Genomic DNA, 20539 nt, shown 5'->3' with positions numbered 1-20539 from the left:
CATCCCCAGATGGCTGCGATGGAACAGTTTCACGGCACCACCATCGTGAGCGTGCGCCGCAAGACCCCCCAGGGCGATCAGGTCGCCATCGGCGGGGACGGGCAGGTCACTCTCGGCAACATCGTCATCAAGGGCACGGCGCGCAAGGTGCGCCGCCTCTATCACGGCAAGGTGCTCGCAGGCTTTGCCGGCGCCACGGCCGACAGCGGCTTGCCGAACTCCAGCGGAGCCGGGAACACCTTGGCGTAGTCGTCCGCGTAGGGCGGCAGCGCGAAGCCGAAGTCGAAGCGCCGCGCCGTCAGCCGGCCGCCGTGCAGCCATGCAAACAGCCGCCAGTACACCCGCAGCATCAGCTCGTGCAGGAAGTTCTGGTGCATGGGGGGACGGACGTTCAGCCGCAGCCCGACGCCCGCGAGGGCGCCTTCGCGCAGCAGCACCAGCGACAGGTCGTCCTGCAGCAGGTCGAAGGTGCGGGCCACGCGGCGCAGCGCCACCTCGAAGGTGCGCGCGCCGATCGTGGAGCGCGTCATCAGCGCAAAGCTGCCGCAGCGCAGGCGGCGTGTGAGGAAACACAGGGCCTCGTCGTCCAGCCGCTCCATCAGCAGCGCGAAAAGGGCGACGTATTGCTCGGCGGTGACGCGCGATCCGGGTTCGTCGAGCAGCGCGGGCGCGATGCCGGCTTGTTCCAGCGCGGCATCGACGTCGATGGGCGCCTCGTCGCCCCGGGCACGGATACCCGAGAGCATGCCCTGGACGAAGATGATTGGAATGGTGACTGGCGGTTGCAGCATGGTGGCGCAGCGATCAGACCGCAAGCTCGCCGTCGTGTCGATTGAGGTTTTCTGCAATGCGAACGAAGCGAAGCGCAATCGCCGGGCCGGGCCCGCGTTCCTACCATTCGGCCACAGAACAAGAGACGGAGACACACCATGTACCTGACCCAGGGCCTCCACCGGGCCGTGCAGCAGCGTCCCGATGCCATCGCCGTGCGTTTCGCCGGCCGTGCCCGGACATTCCGCGACTTCGCCGAACGCGTCGCGCGCCTGGCCGGTGCGTTGCAGCGGCTGGGCATGGGGGAGGGCGACCGCGTCGCCATGCTGTCGCTCAACTCCGACCGCTACCTGGAATACCAGATGGCCGTGCCCTGGGGTGGCGGCGTGCTCAACCCCTGCAACATCCGCTGGTCGGCCGCCGAGATCCTCTATTCGCTGGAAGACTCGGGCTCCGGCATCCTGCTGGTCGACGAGACCTTCCGCGCGGTGGTCGAGCAGATGCGCGGCCAGTCGAAGAGCCTGCGCGAAGTCGTTTACTGCGGCGACGGCCCGGTGCCCGCCGGCATGCGCAGCTACGAAGGGCTGATCGACGCAGCCGCGCCGGTGCCCGACACAGTGCGCCGCGGCGAGGATCTGGCCGGCATCTTCTACACCGGCGGCACCACGGGCTTTCCCAAGGGCGTGATGCTGAGCCACACCAACATCTGCAGCTCGGCGCTCGCGGCACAGGCAGAGGGTTTGGCGCCGGCCGACGGCTGCTACCTGCACGCCGCGCCGATGTTCCACCTGGCCGACATGGGCCTGGCCACGCCGCACTGGTTCACCGGCAACACCCACGCCATCATCCCGATGTTCACGCCCGAGGGCGTGCTCGACGCCATCGAGCGCGACCGCGTGACCAGCCTGCTGCTGGTGCCCACCATGATCCAGATGCTGGTGGACCACCCCGCGATGCGGCAGCCGCGCGACCTGAGCAGCCTGAAGAACATCACCTACGGCGCCTCGCCCATCTCCGAGGCCGTGCTCAACCGCGCGATGGACGCCTTCCCGGGCGTGGGCTTCGTGCAGGCCTACGGCATGACCGAGCTGTCGCCCATCGCCACGCTCAACCCGGCCTACTTCCACACGGCCGAGGGCCGCAAGCGCGGCAAGCTGCGTGCGGCCGGACGCGCCAGCGTGTGCATGGAGGTGCGCGTGGTCGATGCGGACGACAACGAGGTGCCGCGCGGCACCGTCGGCGAGGTGGCGGTGCGCGGCCCCAACGTGATGCAGGGCTACTGGAACAAGCCCGAGCAGACGGCCGCCGCGCTGCGCGATGGCTGGATGCACACAGGCGACGGCGCCTACATGGACGACGACGGCTTCATCTTCGTGGTCGACCGCATGAAGGACATGATCATCAGCGGCGGCGAGAACGTCTATTCGGCCGAGGTCGAGAACGCCATCAACCAGCACCCCGCGGTGGCGGCCTGCGCCGTCATCGGCATTCCGAGCGAGGAATGGGGCGAGGCGGTGCATGCCGTGCTGGTGCTCAAGCCGGGGCAGGGCGTCAGGCCCGAAGAGCTGATCGCCCACTGCAAGACCCTGATCGCCAACTACAAGTGCCCGCGAAGCGTGGCCGTCGTCGATGCGCTGCCGCTGTCGGGCGCCGGCAAGGTGCTGAAGACCAGGCTGCGCGAACCCTTCTGGCAGGGCCAGCAGCGCAGCGTGGCCTGAATCTGTTTCTCTCTTCTCTTTTCTTCGAACTTCCAGGCAAGGAGCCTTTCATGAGTCAAGACGTTCATGTGGTCGGGGTCGGCATGATCCCGTTCACCAAGCCGGGCGCGAACCAGCCTTATCCCCAGATGGCCGCGCAGGCCACCAATGCCGCGCTGAAGGACGCCGGCATCGGCTACGAGCTGGTGCAGCAGGCCTACGTGGGCTACGTGTACGGTGACTCCACCGCGGGGCAGCGTGCGCTGTACGAGGTCGGCATGACGGGCATTCCGGTCGTCAACGTCAACAACAACTGCTCGACTGGCTCGACCGCGTTGTTCCTCGCGCGCCAGGCCGTGGCCAGCGGCGCGGCCGACTGCGTGCTGGCGCTGGGCTTCGAGCACATGAGCCCCGGCGCGCTCGGCGCGGTGTTCAACGACCGGCCCAGCCCCTTCGACCACTTCGAGAACATCACCGACGAACTGGTCGGCAACGAGCAGGTGCCGCTCGCGCTGCGCTACTTCGGCGGCGCCGGGCTGGCGCACATGCAGCAGTACGGCACGCAGATGTCGACCTTCGCGAAGATCCGCGCCAAGGCCAGCCGCCACGCGTCGAACAACCCGGTGGCGCTGTTCCGCACCGTCGTCACCGAGGAGGAGGTCATGGCCGCGCCCGTCATGTGGCCCGGCGTGATGACGCGGCTGATGGCCTGCCCGCCCACCTGCGGCGCGGCAGCCGCCATCGTCTGTTCGCCCCGTTTCGCCGAGCGCCACGGACTGGACCGCAGCGTGCGCATCAAGGCGCAGGCCATGACCACCGACCGCCCCATCACCTTCGAGAGCCGCGACATGCGCGAGGTGGTCGGCTTCAGCATGGCGCAGGAGGCTGCGCAGAAGGTGTACGACGCGGCCGGCGTCGGCCCGCAGGACGTGGACGTGGTCGAGCTGCACGACTGCTTCGCGCACAACGAGCTCATCAGCTACGAGGCGCTGGGCCTGTGCCCGGTGGGCGGCGCGGAGAAGTTCGTGGTGGACGGCGACAACACCTATGGCGGCAAGGTCGTCACCAACCCGTCGGGTGGGCTGCTGTCGAAGGGCCATCCGCTCGGCGCCACAGGGCTGGCGCAGTGCACCGAGCTGGTACAGCAGCTTCGCGGCACGGCCGACAAGCGGCAGGTGGAGGGCGCGCGCCTCGCGCTGCAGCACAACCTCGGCCTGGGCGGTGCCTGCGTGGTCACGCTCTACGAGCGGGTCTGAGAGAAAGGGCTGCAGATGATCGACCGCAAATGGATCGGCCACGAACTGCCGCTCTCGGTGCTGCCCATCGAGCGCAGCCGGCTGCAGTTCTTCGCCAAGGCCATCGGCGAGACCGACCCCGTCTACACCGATGCCGCCGCCGCGCGTGATGCCGGCTACCCCGACCTGCCCGCGCCGCCGACCTTCCTGTTCGCGGCCGAGCTCGATTCGGGCGCGTCCGACCGGCTGCTGGCCGACCTGGGCATTCCATTGTCGAAGCTGCTGCACGGCGAGCAGGGTTTCAGCTACCACAAGCCCGCCTGCGTGGGCGACACCGTGACGGTGCGCTCAGCCATCACCGACATCTACGACAAGAAGAACGGCGCGCTCGAATTCGTCGTCAAGACCTCGCGCGCCACCAACCAGCGCGACGAGCTGGTGGCCGAGCTGCGCTCGGTGATCGTCTGCCGCCATTGACGAAGGAGCCTGCACCGATGACCGCACCGACCTACGACGCCGTGAACGTCGGCGACGAGCTGCCCGCGCTGCAGCTGCCGCCCGTGAACCGGACCACGCTCGCGCTGTTCGCGGGCGCCTCGGGGGACCACAACCCCATCCACATCGACACCGATTTCGCGCGACGCTCGGGCATGCCCGACGTGTTCGCGCAGGGCATGCTGGGCATGGCCTGGCTGGGCCGGCTGCTCACGCAGTGGGCGCCGCAGTCGCAGCTGCGCCGCTTCGACGTGCGCTTCCAGGGCATCACGCATCTGGGCCACGCGGTGCGCTGCAGCGGCCGAGTGATCGAGAAGCTGGAGCACGAAGGCGAGCGCTGCGTGCGCGTGGAGGTGCACAGCGCCAATCAATACGGGCAGACGCGCATCGCCGGCGAAGCGCTGGTCGCGCTGCGCTGAGGACTCACACCAACAAGGAAAGAACTCGGACATGACACTCAAGCTCGACGGCAAGGTCGCCCTCATCACCGGTTCGGGCCGCGGCATCGGCCGGGCCATTGCGCTCAAGCTCGCGTCGGAAGGCGCGCGCATCGTCGTCAACGACCTCGACGCGGAGCCGGCGGAAGAAACCGTGCAGGCCATTCGCGCCGCAGGTGGCCAGGCAGTAGCCTGCGTTGGCAGCGTGGCCGCGCCGGACTTCGCGGAGCGCTTCATCGGCACTGCGGTGAGCGAGTTCAAGGGGCTGGACATCATCGTCAACAACGCCGGCTACACCTGGGACAGCGTGGTGCAGAAGATGACCGACGAGCAGTGGTACGCCATGATCGACGTGCACCTGACCGCGCCGTTTCGCATCCTGCGCGCGGCGCAGCCGGTGATCCGCGCGCTGTCGAAGGCCGAGACCGAGGCGGGCCGGCGCGTGGTGCGCAAGGTGGTCAACATCTCGTCGGTGGCAGGGCTGTTCGGCAACGCGGGTCAGGCGAACTACGCGGCGGGCAAGGCGGGCATCGTCGGCCTCACGCAGACGCTCGCCAAGGAATGGGGCCGCATGAACGTGACGGTCAACTGCGTGGCCTTCGGCTTCATCCAGACCCGACTGACGGCCAGTACCGCCGAGGCATCGACCGCGAACATCGAGGGGCGCGAGATCAAGGTGGGCATCAATCCGGGGCTGCTGGCGATGATGGAGCAGTCGATTCCGCTGGGACGCGGCGGCACGCGCGAGGAGGCGGCCGGCGCGGTGTACCTGCTGTGCGCGCCCGAGTCGGACTACGTGAGCGGCCAGACGCTGATGTGCAGCGGCGGGCTCACGGGCATCTGAGCATGGAACTCAGCGAAGGCATCGCCTGGGGCGTGGAGGAGCGCATTGGCCGCATCGTTCTGAAGCGGCCGGAGCGGGCGAATGCGATCGGGGCCCGCAGCAGCCGGACGCTTGTGCGGGCCATCGACGAAGTGCTGGCGGGCAAGCCTCGCGCCATCCTGCTGACCGGCGAGGGGCGGGTGTTCTGCGCCGGTGGCGACATCGGCGAGTTCGTGGCGGCGGGCGAAGCGCTGCCTGCGCTGGTCGACGAGATCCTCGACCGCCTGCATCCGGCATTGCTGCGCCTGTCGAACAACCCGGCGCCGCTGGTCGTCGCGGTGAACGGTTCGGTAGGCGGCGCAGGCGTTGGGCTGGCGCTGTGCGGCGACTTCGTGCTCGCCGCCGAATCGATGAAGCTGCGCACGGGCTATGCGGCCATCGGGCTGTCGCCGGACGCGGGCGCTTCGTACTTTCTCGCGCGCCGCGTGGGGCCGGTGCGTGCGCAGCAGTTGCTGATGATGAGCGATGCCATCGACAGCCAGCGCTGCCTGGCATGGGGCGCGGTCGATGCGATCTACCCCGACGCCGAGCTTGGGGCGGCCTCCGACGCGCTCGCCGCGCGGCTTGCGAACGGCGCCAGCGCATCGTTCGCCGGCATCAAGACGCTGTGCGCCGGTGCGCCGGCACGGCCCTTCGAGGAGCACCTGGCGCTGGAGCACAAGCTGCTGCGCGAGCGGGCAGGCAGCGCGGATGCGCGGGAAGGCGTGGCCGCGTTCGTGGCGAAACGCGCGCCCAGGTTCACCGGAACCTGAGCGCCGCTGCGGGAGCATCGTCAGCCGTTGCGCTTGAACAGCTTCGCGATGCCCCAGAGCGCCGCGCCGCCGGCCACCACCGCCAGCTTCGCGAACTTGGCGAGGAAGGCCGCGATGATCGCGAACAGGCCCAGCTTCTTCACCGCCGCGCCGGCCACCAGCGCGGCCAGGCCGTAGGCGGCGACCTTGTCGGTGGACGAGTTGAAATCGGCGTACTTCTTGCCGTCGTCGTACTGGATCGCGCCGAGCAGCTTGCTCGCGTCGGGCTTGTACTTGTCGAGGTCCTTCGCGTTGGTGATGAGGTTCAGGCTCAGGTAGCCCTCGCGGCCCAGCGCATAGGTGTTGTAGTTGACGCCCTGGTTGCCGTCGGTGCTGCCCTTGCGCTGCGACAGCGCCGACCACACGAGGCGGTGCGAGGTGGCGTCGTACTGCGGCTTCTGTGCCCAGCCGGTGACCTCGATGGAAGGGATGCCGCGCTTGGCGCGCTCCTCGTTCGCGGCCTCGGTGCCTTCCTTCAGGCTCTTGAGCAGGTCGTCGGCGTTCCAGTCCTTGGCGTCGTCGTCCTTGATGTAGCCCTCCTTCACGAACTTCACCACCGCCATCCAGTCGGCATCGTCAGCGGGAAAGATCACGCCGATGAAGGTGTCGTCGGTGCGGTTGCCCATGCTGCGCATGAGCTGCGCGGCGGCGGGCGTCGGCACCCACACGTAGCCGGCGGGCAGGTGCAGTTGGGCCTGGTCGCGCAGCACGATATCGGCGGGACCGAGCTTCTGCACGGCCTTGGCGGCCTTGAATGCGGCGTCCTGCTCGGCTTCGAGCGAGCTGGCGGTCGAGGCCTGGGCGGAAGGTGTAGACGGCGTCGTGGTCGGCGATGCGGCTTGGCTGGTTTGCGCCACGAATGCGGCGCACGCGAGCAGCACGCCGGCCGTCAGGCGGGCGGTTTGAATACGCAAGTTCTCTCTCCTCGGTTGTTGTCGGTCTGGTGAGCCGAGGGAGTTTAGGGGCAGCCCGGGAGGCGGCGAAGAGCTGCGGCGCTCTCACTTCCAGGGCGTAGGCGCCGGCACCTCGCACACCGGCTCGACGTCGACGCTCTTGAAGTCCGCGGGCGAGACGATCTCCAGGTACTCCATGTCGGGCGAGTAGTCGAACAGGAAGTGCCGGATGCCCGGGCGCTGGTGCACCACGTCGCCGGCCTCGACCAGCGTTTCCTTGTCTTCGTACATGAAGCGGGCCCAGCCCTTGACCATGATCACGATCTGGAAGTCCGCCTCATGGCGGTGCCAGCCGGTGCCCGTTTCCGGTGCCATGTTGGCCTTGACCAGATGCGCGATCACCTTGCCGTTGGTGGCTTCGGCGATACCCAGGTCGCGATAGAGAAAAAAGTCACGCAAACCACCCGATACGAACTCGGTGTCGCCAGGCTTCACATGGGAGAACTGGGTGGCGGTACGGTCCAGCATGGGGCGCTCCTTCGCAGGTGGTGGGTGTTGCGGTGCAACACGCATAAAGCGTTCCCGGGCTGGGCCGGATCGACACGATTCAGCGGCTTGCGAAACCGTCGGTCGCGCGCAGCAGCCGGTCGAGGATGCCGGGCTCCGAGTAGGCGTGCCCCGCGCCCTCGATCAGATGGAACTCCGCCTGGGGCCAGGCCTTGTGCAATGCCCAGGCGTAGCGCGCGGGGCAGGGCATGTCGTAGCGGCCGTGCACGATCACGCCGGGGATGCCGTGCAGCCGGTGCGCGTCGCGCAGCAGCTGGCCTTCTTCCAGCCAGGCGTCGTGCACGAAGTAGTGGTTTTCCAGCCGTGCGAAGGCCAGCGCGAAATGATCTTCGCCATGCGCCGCGGCAATCGCCGGGCTGGGCAGCAGCGTGATGGTCTCGGCCTCCCACACGCTCCAGGCGCGCGCCGCCTCGATGCGCGCGACCGGGTCGTCACCGGTGAGCCGCTTGCGGTAGGCGGCGATCATGTCGCCGCGCTCGGCCTCCGGAATGGGCGCCTGGAACTTCTCCCACTTGTCGGGAAACATCTCCGACACGCCGAACTGGTAGTACCACTGGAGCTCCGCCCGGGTCACGGTGTAGATGCCGCGCAGCACCAGTTCGCTCACGCGGTCGGGGTGCTTCTGGGCGTAGGCGAGGGCGAGCGTCGAGCCCCACGAGCCGCCGAATACCAGCCACTTGTCGACACCGGCGCGCTGGCGCAGGCGCTCGATGTCGGCGACCAGATGCCATGTCGTGTTGGCCTCCAGGCCGGCGTGCGGCAGCGAGCGGCCGCAGCCGCGCTGGTCGAAGAGTGTCAGGTCGTAGCGTGCCGGATCGAAGAGGCGCCGGTGCTCCGGCGAGATGCCGCCGCCGGGGCCGCCATGCAGGAACACCGCCGGCTTGGCACCGGGCGTGCCGCAGCGCTCGTAGTAGATCTGGTGGCCGTCGCCCACGTCGAGCATGCCGCTTTCGTACGGTTCGATCGGGGGATATGGTTGGCGCAGTTCGGTCATTGGAAGGGCCTTTGCCTGTCGATGATTCAGGATGAATGGTCGCACGAAGGGGCTTTGGGGAAGCGCCGCTTGACGGGCCCGCAGGCCTTCCAGATACTCAACCGCATGGTTCACTCAGCCGCTCGTCCGGACACCGACGCCCTCGACGCAGTCTTCGCCGCGCTCTCCGATTCCACCCGGCGCGCCGTGCTCGAAGCCCTTGGCGAGCGCAGCCTCAGCGTGACCGAACTGGCCGGGCCGCACGACATGTCCCTCACCGGCTTCATGAAGCACCTGCGCGTGCTCGAAGACGCGGGTCTGATCTCTCGCACGAAGGAGGGCCGCATCGTGCGCTGCGAGTTGTCGCCCCGGCCCATGCAGGAGGCCGCCGTGTGGTTGTCGCGGTACGAGAAATTCTGGAGCGGGCGCCTGGACGCGCTGGCGCGCTTTCTCTATCACCAGGAGGAGACCGAATGGAGAAACCTTCCCCCGGCGGCACCGGACGCCCCGCGCTCACCCTCAGGCGGCACTACCGCGTTTCGCCCGACAAGGTCTGGCGCGCGTGGACCGACCCGCAGGCGCTGAAGCTCTGGTTCGGGCCCGGGGAGATCGTCTCGGTGCCGATCGCCGAGGTCGACCTGCGCGTGGGCGGGCGCTTTCGCGTGGCCATGCTGGCCGGCGACGGCGAGACGCACGACGTGAGCGGCACGTATCTCGAGGTCGTGCCCGGGCGCAAGCTGGTCTTCAGCTGGGCCTGGCACAGCACGCCTGAGCGAGAGTCGCGCGTCACGGTGCGCATCGAGCCCGATGCCGATGGCTGCGAGCTGGTGCTCATCCATGAGCAGTTCTTCGACCAGTCCGCACGCGATGCGCACGAGCACGGCTGGAGCGGCGCGCTGGTCAAGCTTCAGGGCTGGCTGGAAGCGCCGGCGGCCTGAAGCGGCCCCGGGTGGCGCCGCATTGCCGCATCGCCTGCGAGACCCCATACTGGGCTTCCCTCGACGCGACTACCGGAGCCTTCCATGAGCAACGAACTGCGCAAGAAGCTGCATGACCTGGCCGAACTCTGCGACAACACCGCCGATCCGCAGACCAGGGCCATCATCGAGGCGATCCGGCTCCAGACGGCGGTGCTGAACGAACGGCTCTTCGCCATCGAGATGCAGGTGTCGGCCCTCTCCAAGCGCCTGGAGAACACGACCGACTGAGCGGGGCGCGCTTTGGCGGGATAATCCCGGCCATGAGCGGCAATACCTTCGGCAATCTTTTCGCGGTCACCAATTTCGGCGAGTCGCATGGCCCGGCCATCGGCTGCGTCATCGACGGATGCCCCCCCGGCATGGAGCTCAGCGAGGCTGACATCCAGGGCGACCTGGACCGCCGCCGTCCCGGCACCAGCCGCCACGTCACCCAGCGCAACGAGCCCGACACCGTGCAGATCCTCTCGGGCGTGTACGAAGGCAAGACCACCGGCACACCCATCGCGCTGCTGATCCAGAACACCGACCAGCGCAGCAAGGACTACGGCCAGATCGCCCAGCAGTTCCGCCCGGGCCACGCCGACTTCACCTACTTCAGGAAATACGGCATCCGCGACCCCCGCGGCGGCGGTCGCTCCTCGGCGCGGCTGACGGCACCCATGGTCGCGGCCGGCGCGGTCGCCAAGAAGTGGCTGGCCGAGAAGTACGGCGTGGTCTTTCGCGGCTGCATGACGCAGATCGGCGAGATCGCCATTCCCTTCGAGAGCTGGGACCACGTGCCCAACAACCCCTTCTTCGCCCCCATCGCCGACGTGAGTGCGCTGGAGGACTACATGGACCGCTTGCGCAAGGCGGGTGATTCGTGCGGCGCGCGCATCCGCGTGAGCGCCTCGAACGTGCCGGTGGGCCTGGGCGAGCCGCTCTTCGACAAGCTCGACGCCGAGATCGCCTACGCCATGATGGGCATCAACGCGGTGAAGGCGGTCGAGATCGGCGCCGGCTTCGACAGCGTCACCCAGCGCGGCACGACGCACGGCGACTCGATCACGCCGACCGGCTTCGTCACCAACAACGCGGGCGGCATCCTCGGCGGCATCAGCTCGGGGCAGGACCTGGAAGTGACCATCGCGATCAAGCCCACCAGCTCGATCATCAGTCCGCGCCAGTCCATCGACATCCACAACAACCCCGTCGAGGTGGTCACCAAGGGCCGCCACGACCCGTGCGTGGGCATCCGCGCCACGCCCATCGCCGAGGCGATGCTGGCGTTGGTGGTGATCGAGCACGCGCTGCGCAACCGCGCGCAGTGCGGCGATGTTTCTCAGGGCCCGCTGGGCAGCAAGACAGAAGCCGCGTCGCCGCAGGCGTCCTTCCTCTAGTGCCCGAGCCGCCACCAGTGGCCGCCGCCAAACGCGGCCACCTGCTGGCGTTCGCTGGCCTTTCGGCCAGCTATTTCGCGCACATCGGTTTCTTCAACCCCTACCTGCCGCTCTGGCTGAAGGACCTGGGGCTGCCGATCTTCACCATCAGCCTGCTGGCGTCGGTGCAGTCGATCACCCGCGTGTTCGCGCCCTATGCATGGGGCGCGCTCAGCGACCACACGGGGCAGCGCGTGAAGCTGCTGCGCTTCAGCGCGGCGGTGGCCCTTATCAGTTCCTTCGGCTTGTGGTGGCACGGCGGGGCGTGGTGGCTTGCGCTGGTGCTGCTGGTGATGTTCACCCACACCAGCTCGATGATGTCGCTCACCGAGGCAGCGATGGCGCAGCTCGTGGCCGGCGACTGGGGGCGCTACGGGCGCATCCGGCTTTGCGGCTCGGCGGGCTTTCTGCTCACGGTGTTCGTGGCGGGCGAGTGGTTCGACCGCTTCGGCATGAAGCACTTTCCGGCATGGGCTGCGGGCACGCTGGCCATCGTGCTGATCGCGACGATGAAGCTGCCCGACGTGCGGGAGCCACCCGCTGCGCACGACGCGGTGAAGGAGCCCATCGGGCCGGTGTTGCGCAACCCCTCGGTGCAGTGGTTCTTCGCGGCGCTGTTCTTCCAGGTGATGTCGCACTTCTCGGTGTACGCGTTCTTCTCGCTGTATCTCGATTCGATCGGCTACGGCAAGAGCACCATCGGGCTGCTGTGGGCGCTGTCGGTGGTGGCGGAGATCGTGTGGTTTTTCCTGCAGGGCCGGCTCATCGGCCTGATGCCGATGCCGCGATGGATGCTGGTGTGCGGCATCGCGGCGGTCGCGCGGCTCGGGCTGACCGCGGGCCTGGCTGGATGGATCGCTGCGCTCATCCTTGCGCAGTGGCTTCATGCGCTGAGTTTCGCGGCGCATCACACGACCTGCATCGCGGTGGTGTCGCGGCGATTCCCTGGTCATCTGCGCGGGCGCGGGCAGGCGCTGTTTACGGTTATCGGCTATGGCTTCGGTGGCGTGCTGGGTGTTCTGCTCGGTGGCGCAGTCGCGCAGGCCTTTGGATATCGCACGATGTTTACAGCTGCGGCCTTGCTGGCGGTGCTTGGCAGTGCATGTGCGTGGCGGGTGATGAAGTTGGATCGGATGGAGCGCGCGAGCAGGGCCTGAGCCCGGTTGACGAAGTGTCATGGGCCTTACATGCCCACGTCACCGCGGATTTTTACGCTGCGCGCTCCGTAATCTTTTCTCCTAATTTCCATGTCCGTTTCAGACGACTCGCGCGGCGCACGCACGCCGCGCCTCCTTGCTCCTGCCGCATCGAACGCTTCCGAACAGAACAACGACAACAACACGCCGCCGCGCCGGCAGGTGCTCAAGCTCGGAGCTTCGCTTCTCACGGTCGGCGGCAGTGGTGCCTTGCTTGCGGCCTGCGGCGGTGGTGGCAGCGATGCGCCCGTTCTCGGTTCGCTGCCGGCCCCGGCGCCCGCACCTGCGCCGGCACCGGCACCGACGCCTGCTCCGCCCGCCGCTGCTGCCAAGATATCGAGCTTCTCGATCGCAGTGATGCCCGACACGCAGTTCTACGCACGCTATGCCACGGCGGCCGAGAGCGACCAGTACAACAAGCGCTTCGGCAGCGCTCCCTTCGCCGCGCAGACGAAGTGGATCGCCGACAACGCCAAGGGCCTGAACATCCCGTTCACCATTCACCTCGGCGACGTGGTCGACCAGGTCGGCAAGCCCGACCAGTGGAAGGTGGCCGATGTTGCCATGAAGATCCTCGAAGACGCGAAGCTGCCCTACAGCGTGCTGGCCGGCAACCACGACGTGCTGAGAGATGTCGACTACAGCGTCGATTCAGTCGGCGGCACCGATAAGGACCGTACCCCGGCCAACGAGCCCTACATCCAGTGGTTCGGCACCGAGCGCGCGAAGAAGCAGGCCACCTTCGGCGAGCGCGACACCAGCGGCTTCCACGAGTACCACGTGTTCGAAGCGCAGGGCCAGAAATTCATGGTGCTGTCGCTGTCGTGGCGCATCTCCGATGCCGGCATCGCGTGGGCCCGCCAGGTGATCAGGAAGAACCCGTCGCTGCCGGTGATCCTGGTGAACCACCAGTTGCTCAACATCGCGCCCGACGGCACGAGCCCGCTCGAAACCGACTACGGCAAGATGCTGTGGGAGAAGCTGATCCGCGACAACGACCAGATCTTCATGACGCTCAACGGCCACCACCACGGCGCCGCGCACCTCACGAAGATCAACGACTTCGGCCACAAGGTCGAGGAGATGGTGGTCGACTACCAGATGGCCTACCAGGGCGGCAACGGCCTGATGCGCCTGTACGAGTTCGACCTGACCAACAAGAAGATCAAGGTGCTGTCGTTCTCGCCGTGGGTTCCGCAGAAGCCGGCGGCCACGCTCAACAGCTTCGACCAAGCGGTGCTCACCACCCCCAACGAAGCCTTCACCATCGACATGGACTTCGCCCAGCGTTTCTCGGGCTTCAACAAGAGCTTCGGCACCGGCAGCGCCACCATCGAAGGCTCGCTGGTGGRCAAGGCCCGCGCGATGATCCTTGCGAACTACAAGGAACCGGCAACGACCGTACAGCGGCCCGCCACGAACTCGGACGACTACCCCAAGGTCGCGAACACGCTGGCGCACTGGCGATTCTTCGGCGGTACGGCCAACCAGCCTGTGCTGCCCGGTGCTGTCATTGCAGACGTCACGGGCAACAACCCGCTGCACCGCGATGCGCTCAACCAGGGTGGGGTTGTGGGGGCTACCGATGGCGACATCGTGTGGACGGACGATCGCCATTACCTTTCGGCTGCTCCTGGCTCGGTGCGTTTCCTGAACACCAACAAGAACACGCCGCGCCTGAGCTATTTCCTCACCGAAGCTGCGGCGCCGATCAATGCACAGACGCTGGAGAACGGGTACACCATCGAGGCGTTCATCAAGATCGATAAAGCCTGGACCTCCGACAACAACGCCTGGATGAACATCATGACGCGCGACGGACGCAGCGGTGATCTACCCGGCTACGCGGGCGATGGCGACGCGCCGCCGATGTTGTTTGCCATTTCGAGCTTGCGTGAGGTGCAGTGGGAAGTAGTTCCGAGCCCCGCCGGGCCCAATGCAAAGACCAACTGGTCGGGCGAGGTGATTGCCGATCGCTGGATCCACATAGCAGTTGTCAACGACCCGGTGTCCTACGATACGACCATGTACGTAGAGGGCGCACCGGTGCTGCGCAACGTCATGGGGGCGAAGGGCCTTGCCACCCTGTCGCCCACCTCACAGTGGGTCGTGGGTGGTGGCTCATGGAACCTCAAACGAGGCGACGGCTTCTTCGGCAACATCGGCGAAGTCCGCGTCGTCGCCGCGGCGCTGACCCCCTCGCAGTGGCTCACGGCACGCAAGCCGACTTGATCCGAGCCCGCAGCCTTCCCGCTGCCGTTGTTGGCGCGGGAAGGCTGGCCTCGTCGACCTTCTCTCGACGTTCGACCTTCATCCTGGCGGGGAAGGTCTCCGCTCCCGAGTCTTCCTTTGCGACCGGATTTCCGGCGGCAAGGTGTTCCCGTCCCGAAAGCGGATGCTGTCCGGGCCGGCGCAGGCACGCTTCGCTTTCGAATATCGGCCTATAGAGCATGGCGCCTTGGCCGATATGGCAATACCGGCTATGCAATAGCGCGCTATTCGCTGCAGGCCTCCGCCATTTCGGATTGCCGAGTCCTGTCGATCCCTCGCCAATGAATTGCAGCAGCGCTGACGAATCGCAATTGGCGCCGCAATAGCTCTCCGTGCTTCCCCCGGAGCGACTCTGATCAACCGTATTCGAGAGTTGCGCACTTCATGCCGGCTCGCCTATTCAGCTTTTGGCTTCCAGCGAAAAGCAGCACTTAGAATAATTGTGAAAATATGCGTCAGGGAGGCGGATATGCCGCTCAATTTGAAAACGATATTCGTAACCATTGAATTCCAATTAATTGATTTGTCTTATCTGCAGGTCGAGGCGCCGCAATGAGCCGGCGCGTCAGCATCGAGACGCCCGCAGGTGAGGCGCTGCAGTTCCGCCAACTGGTAGGCCGCGAAGCGCTGAGCCAGCTGTATGCCTTCGACATCGAGTTGCTGGGCAACAGCAACGCCATCGATCCCAAGAGCCTGCTCGGCAAGAGCTGCAACGTAGTGGTGGAAACCGAGGGAGGCGTGCGCTATCTCGGCGGCATCGCCACCCGGTTCGGGCTGCAGCAGGAGGATTCGCGCCATTCCTTCTACCGACTGCGCCTTCGCCCCTGGCTTTGGCTGGCCACGCGGCGCAGCGATTTCCGCATCTTCCAGGGCAAGAGCGTGCCCGAGATCGTCATGGAAGTGCTCGGACGCTACGGCCATCCCGTCGAGCAGAAGCTCACGCGCGGCGACTACCGGCGCTGGGACTACTGCGTGCAGTACCACGAGAGCGACTTCGACTTCGTCTCGCGCCTGTGCGAACTCGAAGGCATCTACTACCACTTCAGGCACGAGGCCAGCCAGCATGTGCTGGTGTTCGCCGACGACATCGTCAACTCCCACAGCCCGCTGCCCGGTGGCGAGGAGGTGCGCTACCACCCGCTGGAGAAGTCCGGCATGGGACAGCGCGAGCGCATCTACGCATGGGAGATCGCCGAGGAGGTGCGCTCGGGCCATCACTACAACGACGACTACGACTTCGAGAAGCCCAAGGCCGAGCTCTCGCACCTGCGGCAGATGCCGCCCGGGCATGACCACGACGCCCACGAGCAGTACGAATGGCCCGGCGGCTTCGTGCAGCATGGCGACGGCGAAACCTACGCGCGCCTGCGCAACGAAGAGCAGCTCAGCCAGCGCAACCGCGTCACCGGCCGCGCCAACCTGCGCGAGCTGGCCACCGGCCATACCCTGCGCCTGACGGGCCACCCCAAGGCCGACCAGAACCAGCAGTACCTGCTCGTGGGCGTGAGCTACCACCTGCAGGAGAACCTGCAGGCCAGCGAAGGCGTGGAGGGCACCGAGGGCTCCGTGCAGCGCTTCGCCTTCGAGGCCCAGCCCACCAGCTACGCATGGCGCGCGCCGCGTACCACTGCCAAGCCGCGCACGCGCGGCCCGCAGACCGCCATGGTCGTGGGCCCGGCGGGCGAAGAGATATGGACCGACCAGTACGGTCGCATCAAGGTGCAGTTCCACTGGGATCGCCTGGGTCAGGACAACGAGAACTCCAGCTGCTGGGTGCGCGTCTCCACCGCGTGGGCCGGCGCCACCTTCGGCATGACCAGCGTGCCGCGCATCGGCATGGAGGTGATCGTCGACTTCCTCAACGGCGACCCCGACTACCCCATCGTCACCGGTTGCGTGCACAACGCAGACACCATGCCATCGTGGGAGCTGCCCGGGCAGAAGCACCTGTCGGGCATCCGCAGCAGGGAGCTTGGAGGCGGTCGCGGCAACCACCTCGTGCTGGACGACACGCAGGGCAAGATCCAGGCGCAGTTGCGCAGCGACCACCAGTCCAGCCAGCTGAGCGTGGGACACATCGGGCGGATCGAGGACACGGCGGGGCGCAAGGAGCCGCGCGGGCAGGGCTTCGAGCTTCGTACCGACGGGCACGGCGTGGTGCGCTCGGCCAAGGGCCTGCTGATGACCACCGAGGCCCGGCCGAATGCGCAGGCGCACGCCACCGACATGGGCGAGACGGTGGGCCGCCTCACGCAGGCCCGCGATCTGCACGAAGGCCTGAGCGGGCTGGCGCAGGGCGCGCAGGCCCATGAAGCCGGCGACCAGGACGAAGTCACCACGAGCATCAAGGAGCAGAACGACGCCATCAAGGGCCAGGGCGGCAATCGCGAGCAGGGCGACTTCCCCGAGTTCCAGGAGTCGCACCTGACACTGGCCAGCGCCAAGGGCCTGCAGACCGTGGCGCAGGGCTCGACGCACATCGTGAGCAACGAGCACAGCGCGCTCACCAGCGGCGGCCATACGAGCGTGAGCGCGGGCAAGAGCATGCTGGTGAGCGTGCAGAGCGCGATCCGCATGTTCGCCGCCAAGGCCGGCATGCGGCTGGTGGCGGCAGGTGCGGACATCGACATCAAGGCGCTGAAGGACAGCGTCAATGTGCTGGCCAAGCTCAACATCACGCAGACGGCCAACAAGATCACCATCCAGGCGAAGGAAGAGGTGGTGATCAACGGTGGCTCGAGCTACAGCCGCTGGAGTTCGGGCGGCATCGAACACGGCACCGCCGGCACCTGGCGCGAGCACGCCGCGGTGCACAGCCTCGTGGGGCCGGCCAACGATGGCAAGCCCGCGCTGCCCAATCCGCCGCAGGTGCCGAAGGGGCAGCTAGACCTGTATCACCAGTACATCAAGCCGAGCGGCGAAAAGCGGCAGGGCGTGGCGCAAGGCGACTTCACCGTGGTCGACTCCGAAGGCGGCACGCATGCCGGCACCTTCGACCGCAACGGCTTCGCCACGGTATCGGGCCTGCCCATCGGCACTGCCAAGGTCACGTTCGGCAAGGACCCTCGCGACCCCTGGGAAGAGGGCAGCTACTACGGCACGCCCGAGGACTGGAAGGCGAAGGGCGCGACTGGCGTCGCGGCCAACGGAGCAGGCGGCGGCGTGTCCGGAATCTCGGGTCTTATGGGCGGCGTTGCCGGCTTGACCGGTTCGGCGGGTGGCGCCGCAGGCGCCCTCGCGGGTGTAGCAGGCATGGGCAGCAAGGCTGCGAGCGCATTGAACCAGGTCACCCAGGCCGCAGGCGTCGCGCAGCAGGCCGTGGGCGCGGCCCAGGCGATCCAGCAGGGTGGCGCCAAGGCGCTTCTGGGTCAGGCAAGCCAGGCTGCAACAGGCATGGCGATCCAGGCAGCCGGCGCCAAGCTCGGGCCGATGGGCGTGCCCATCACCGGCGTGATGAGCGGCATGGCTGCGGGCGCCATGAAGCCACCCGGCATCGTGACGGCGGTTGCAAACCCGGTGTCGACAGGCCGAACGCCAGGCTTCGCGGGCTGACCCTGCGCGGCGTCCCTGACTTCACCAACCTGAGGCGAGAGTTCGGAGAGAACAAGAAAAAATGGCAGAACAGGACGCGGCATCGAAGCCGCAGGCAACCGAGCGCGAACCACAGACGGCGGTGGCGCCACTGAACACGATCGTGAAGGAGGACGTCGCCGCTGCGAGCAAGGCAGTGGACGACTGGCTGCGCTCGTTCAGCGGCGGCTACGTGACGCTGGAGCGATTGACGATGGTGCTGGGCAGCATCCCGATCGTCGGGAACATCATGGCCCTGGTGGATGTGTTCCTGGACATCATCAACATCGTCGAGAAGAAGGCCAAGGACGGCGTCGATGCGTTCCTGAACTGGGTGAGCCTGGGCATCAACCTGATCGGGCTGATCCCGATACCGCCGAGCATGGCGGCCGCACGCATGAGCCTGAGGCCGACGCTGCACCTGGTGAAGCAGGAGCTGAAGTCGGCAGCCTCGAATCTGGGGGAAGCCATCGTCACGACGCTGGTGGGGCACCTGAACGCCACCATCATGGGCGAGTTGGACACGTTCATCGACGGAGCCATCGCCAAGCTCGATGGCATCCTGAAGAGCTGCGCGGATCTTGCGGACAAGATCATCGACAACCTGGTGGACATCCTGCGGCGTGTGCTGGGGCAGAAGGACCTGTTCACGGTGGGTACGCCTGCCGTGGCGGAAATGAAAGTGCACGACCCGAAGACGCAGAGCACGTGGAGCCGGATGTGGGGCGCGGCGGTGCGCTACTCGAAGCAGTCGGCGAACTATGTGGCCAAGGCGGCGGCAAGCCAGCTGCCCGATGGGATCGCGGGCCGGGTCAATGGCGTGATCACGCAGATGCTGGACTTCAAGCGGCTGCTGCGGGGGCAGTTGTCGAAGCTGGCGGACAAGGAGGCGCAGGCCAGCATCATGTGGCTGCTGCACAAGCTGCGGGATGCGCTGCTGAAGAAGAAGGGCAGGCGTTCGGCCATCGTCCCGCCTCAAGCGGGCGCGGTGGCCCAGAAGGACAAGCCCGGTGACCAGCTCGGGCATATCAGCAAGCAGGCGCCGGCCAACGGGCGGGGATGCAGCCTCAAGAATCGACCTGCACCTGCGCGCAAGGGCGGCTCCATCGGCCTCTCACTGGGTGACGAAAGCTTCACCCACACCGACTTCGTTCTGGCAGCGCCGCTGCCGATCGAATGGGCGCGCACCTACGCCAGCGACCTCGACGCCTTCGACCACGGCAGCCTGGGCGCACGCTGGATCACCCCCTACAGCATGCGCGTGGACATCACCACGCCCACGCGAGGCGCACGCCAGGGGCAGCCCAGCCTCGTCTACCACGCCGCAGACGGCCGCAGCCATGCCTACCCCGTGCTGGCCGTAGGCCAGGCCTACTTCGACCCGATCGAGGAAGTCCGCGTCTCGCGCCTGAGCGAGAGCCTGCTGGTGCTGGACTTCGGCAAGCCGCTGCCCGAAGGCGAGCCCAGCGAGTGGCGCGAGATCTACGAGTACGTCGACAGCAAGCAGCCGCACTTCAAGCTCGTCGCGCAGCAGGCGAGAGACGGCATGTCCATCGGCCTGCGCTACGACCACGTCATTGCAGCGACGGGCGAGCGCGTGCTCAGCGACGTCATCAGCAAGCACGGCGAAGCCGTCATGGCGCATGTAGGCACGAAGCCTGATGCGCAGACCGGGCTCATCCAGTCGCTGTGGGAGCTCAAGGACGGCCAGGTCGTGCGCCAGCTGGCCGCCTACACCCACGATGCCGAGCGCGACCTTGTCTCGGCCCAGGACGAAGACGGCGCCAGCTGGAGCTATACCTACAGCCACCATCTCGTGACCCGCTACACCGACCGCACCGGCCGGGGCATGAACCTGGAGTACGACGGCACGGGCCCAAATGCCAAGGCCGTGCGCGAGTGGTCCGACGACGGCAGCTTCGCGCTGAAGCTGGAGTGGGACAGGAACATCCGCCTGACCTACGTGACCGATGCCTTGGGCGGGGAGACCTGGCACTACTACGACATCCAGGGCTACACCTACCGCATCATCCATCCGGACGGGCTGCAGGAATGGTTCTTCCGCGACGATGCGAAGAACGTCACCCGCCACGTGCACACCGATGGCACGACCGACGACTACACCTACGACCCCGACGGCAACCTGCAGACGCACACGCGTGCGGACGGCAGCCGTGTGCACTACGAGTACGACAGCCTGCACCGGCTCACCGGCATCCGCGATGCCGAAGGCGGCGTGTGGAAGCGCGACTACGACGCGCAAGGCCACCTCACGGAAGAGATCGATCCGCTGGGGCACAAGACCGAGTACGCCTACGACAAGGCCGGCAGGCCCGTGCGCATCACCGATGCCAAGGGCGGC

General features: G+C 67.0%; 18 protein-coding genes and 1 pseudogene. 15 read left to right on the top strand and 4 right to left on the bottom strand.

Going from position 1 to position 20539, the window contains the following annotated elements; translation table 11 throughout:
* Window positions 1–18: 18 nt before the first annotated feature.
* A pseudogene (locus tag QMO14_RS29070) lies at window positions 19–204 on the top strand (HslU--HslV peptidase proteolytic subunit); the annotation flags it as partial.
* On the opposite strand, the gene QMO14_RS29065 reads toward QMO14_RS29070, so the two are convergent.
* The gene (locus QMO14_RS29065; protein WP_301511426.1) at window positions 162–746 is read right to left on the bottom strand and encodes an AraC family transcriptional regulator; all 585 of its coding nucleotides are present in this window, start codon (window positions 744–746) and stop codon (window positions 162–164) included. The pseudogene QMO14_RS29070 and the gene QMO14_RS29065 overlap by 43 nt on opposite strands.
* A gap of 183 nt (window positions 747–929) precedes the next feature.
* Here QMO14_RS29065 and QMO14_RS29060 point away from each other — a divergent pair, with 183 nt between their 5' ends.
* Genes QMO14_RS29060 through QMO14_RS29035 form a run of 6 tightly spaced genes read left to right on the top strand, consistent with a single transcriptional unit; the run spans window position 930 to window position 6270 of the window.
* On the top strand, window positions 930–2489 hold the full coding sequence (locus QMO14_RS29060; RefSeq protein ID WP_301511425.1) for a long-chain-fatty-acid--CoA ligase: 1560 nt from the start codon (window positions 930–932) through the stop codon (window positions 2487–2489).
* 50 nt (window positions 2490–2539) lie between these two features.
* Window positions 2540–3724, top strand: coding sequence for a lipid-transfer protein (locus QMO14_RS29055; protein ID WP_301511424.1), 1185 nt, complete (start codon window positions 2540–2542; stop codon window positions 3722–3724).
* A 15-nt stretch (window positions 3725–3739) separates the two neighbouring features.
* The gene (locus tag QMO14_RS29050; RefSeq protein ID WP_301511423.1) at window positions 3740–4180 is read left to right on the top strand and encodes a MaoC family dehydratase N-terminal domain-containing protein; all 441 of its coding nucleotides are present in this window, start codon (window positions 3740–3742) and stop codon (window positions 4178–4180) included.
* A gap of 17 nt (window positions 4181–4197) precedes the next feature.
* Window positions 4198–4617: a MaoC family dehydratase gene (locus QMO14_RS29045; protein ID WP_301511422.1), complete on the top strand. Its 420-nt coding sequence runs from the start codon at window positions 4198–4200 to the stop codon at window positions 4615–4617.
* Window positions 4618–4648: 31 nt separating this feature from the next.
* Window positions 4649–5479: an SDR family NAD(P)-dependent oxidoreductase gene (locus tag QMO14_RS29040; RefSeq protein ID WP_301511421.1), complete on the top strand. Its 831-nt coding sequence runs from the start codon at window positions 4649–4651 to the stop codon at window positions 5477–5479.
* Window positions 5480–5481: 2 nt separating this feature from the next.
* Entirely contained in the window at window positions 5482–6270 is a 789-nt protein-coding gene (locus QMO14_RS29035) for an enoyl-CoA hydratase/isomerase family protein (RefSeq protein ID WP_301511420.1), read from the top strand.
* A 20-nt stretch (window positions 6271–6290) separates the two neighbouring features.
* Here the strand turns inward: QMO14_RS29035 and QMO14_RS29030 are convergent, their stop codons facing one another.
* From QMO14_RS29030 to pip, 3 genes are all read right to left on the bottom strand, one after another.
* A complete protein-coding gene (locus QMO14_RS29030) occupies window positions 6291–7223 on the bottom strand; it encodes a DUF2167 domain-containing protein (protein WP_301511419.1) in 933 nt (310 codons plus the stop codon).
* Between the two features lie 84 nt (window positions 7224–7307).
* A complete protein-coding gene (locus tag QMO14_RS29025; protein ID WP_301511418.1) occupies window positions 7308–7730 on the bottom strand; it encodes a cupin domain-containing protein in 423 nt (140 codons plus the stop codon).
* 79 nt (window positions 7731–7809) lie between these two features.
* Window positions 7810–8763, bottom strand: a complete 954-nt coding sequence (gene pip, locus QMO14_RS29020) for a prolyl aminopeptidase (RefSeq protein WP_301511417.1) — start codon at window positions 8761–8763, stop codon at window positions 7810–7812.
* Window positions 8764–8868: 105 nt separating this feature from the next.
* On the opposite strand from pip, the gene QMO14_RS29015 reads away from it, so the two are divergent.
* The 8 genes from QMO14_RS29015 to QMO14_RS28980 all read left to right on the top strand — a co-directional run.
* Window positions 8869–9327, top strand: coding sequence for a helix-turn-helix transcriptional regulator (locus QMO14_RS29015; RefSeq protein ID WP_301511416.1), 459 nt, complete (start codon window positions 8869–8871; stop codon window positions 9325–9327).
* The gene (locus tag QMO14_RS29010) at window positions 9216–9680 is read left to right on the top strand and encodes an SRPBCC domain-containing protein (protein ID WP_301511415.1); all 465 of its coding nucleotides are present in this window, start codon (window positions 9216–9218) and stop codon (window positions 9678–9680) included. The genes QMO14_RS29015 and QMO14_RS29010 overlap by 112 nt, the downstream gene beginning before the upstream one ends.
* 84 nt (window positions 9681–9764) lie before the next feature.
* The gene (locus tag QMO14_RS29005; protein WP_301511414.1) at window positions 9765–9950 is read left to right on the top strand and encodes a hypothetical protein; all 186 of its coding nucleotides are present in this window, start codon (window positions 9765–9767) and stop codon (window positions 9948–9950) included.
* Window positions 9951–9982: 32 nt separating this feature from the next.
* Window positions 9983–11101, top strand: a complete 1119-nt coding sequence (gene aroC / locus QMO14_RS29000; protein WP_301511413.1) for a chorismate synthase — start codon at window positions 9983–9985, stop codon at window positions 11099–11101.
* Window positions 11102–11118: 17 nt separating this feature from the next.
* Window positions 11119–12297 carry an MFS transporter gene (locus QMO14_RS28995; protein WP_301511412.1) on the top strand — a complete coding sequence of 393 codons (1179 nt, stop codon included), beginning with the start codon at window positions 11119–11121 and terminating at the stop codon, window positions 12295–12297.
* Between the two features lie 90 nt (window positions 12298–12387).
* On the top strand, window positions 12388–14568 hold the full coding sequence (locus QMO14_RS28990; RefSeq protein ID WP_301511411.1) for a LamG-like jellyroll fold domain-containing protein: 2181 nt from the start codon (window positions 12388–12390) through the stop codon (window positions 14566–14568).
* A 591-nt stretch (window positions 14569–15159) separates the two neighbouring features.
* Window positions 15160–18159 (top strand): type VI secretion system Vgr family protein, encoded by a 3000-nt coding sequence (locus tag QMO14_RS28985; RefSeq protein ID WP_301511410.1) that lies wholly within the window; start codon window positions 15160–15162, stop codon window positions 18157–18159.
* 61 nt (window positions 18160–18220) lie between these two features.
* Window positions 18221–20539, top strand: a 2319-nt coding sequence (locus tag QMO14_RS28980) for a DUF6531 domain-containing protein (protein WP_301511409.1), incomplete at its 3' end; no start/stop codon positions are given.

This window comes from Variovorax sp. CAN15 (assembly GCF_030462475.1).
Taxonomy (GTDB): domain Bacteria; phylum Pseudomonadota; class Gammaproteobacteria; order Burkholderiales; family Burkholderiaceae_C; genus Variovorax.
This window is presented reverse-complemented; position numbering and strand designations above follow the sequence as displayed.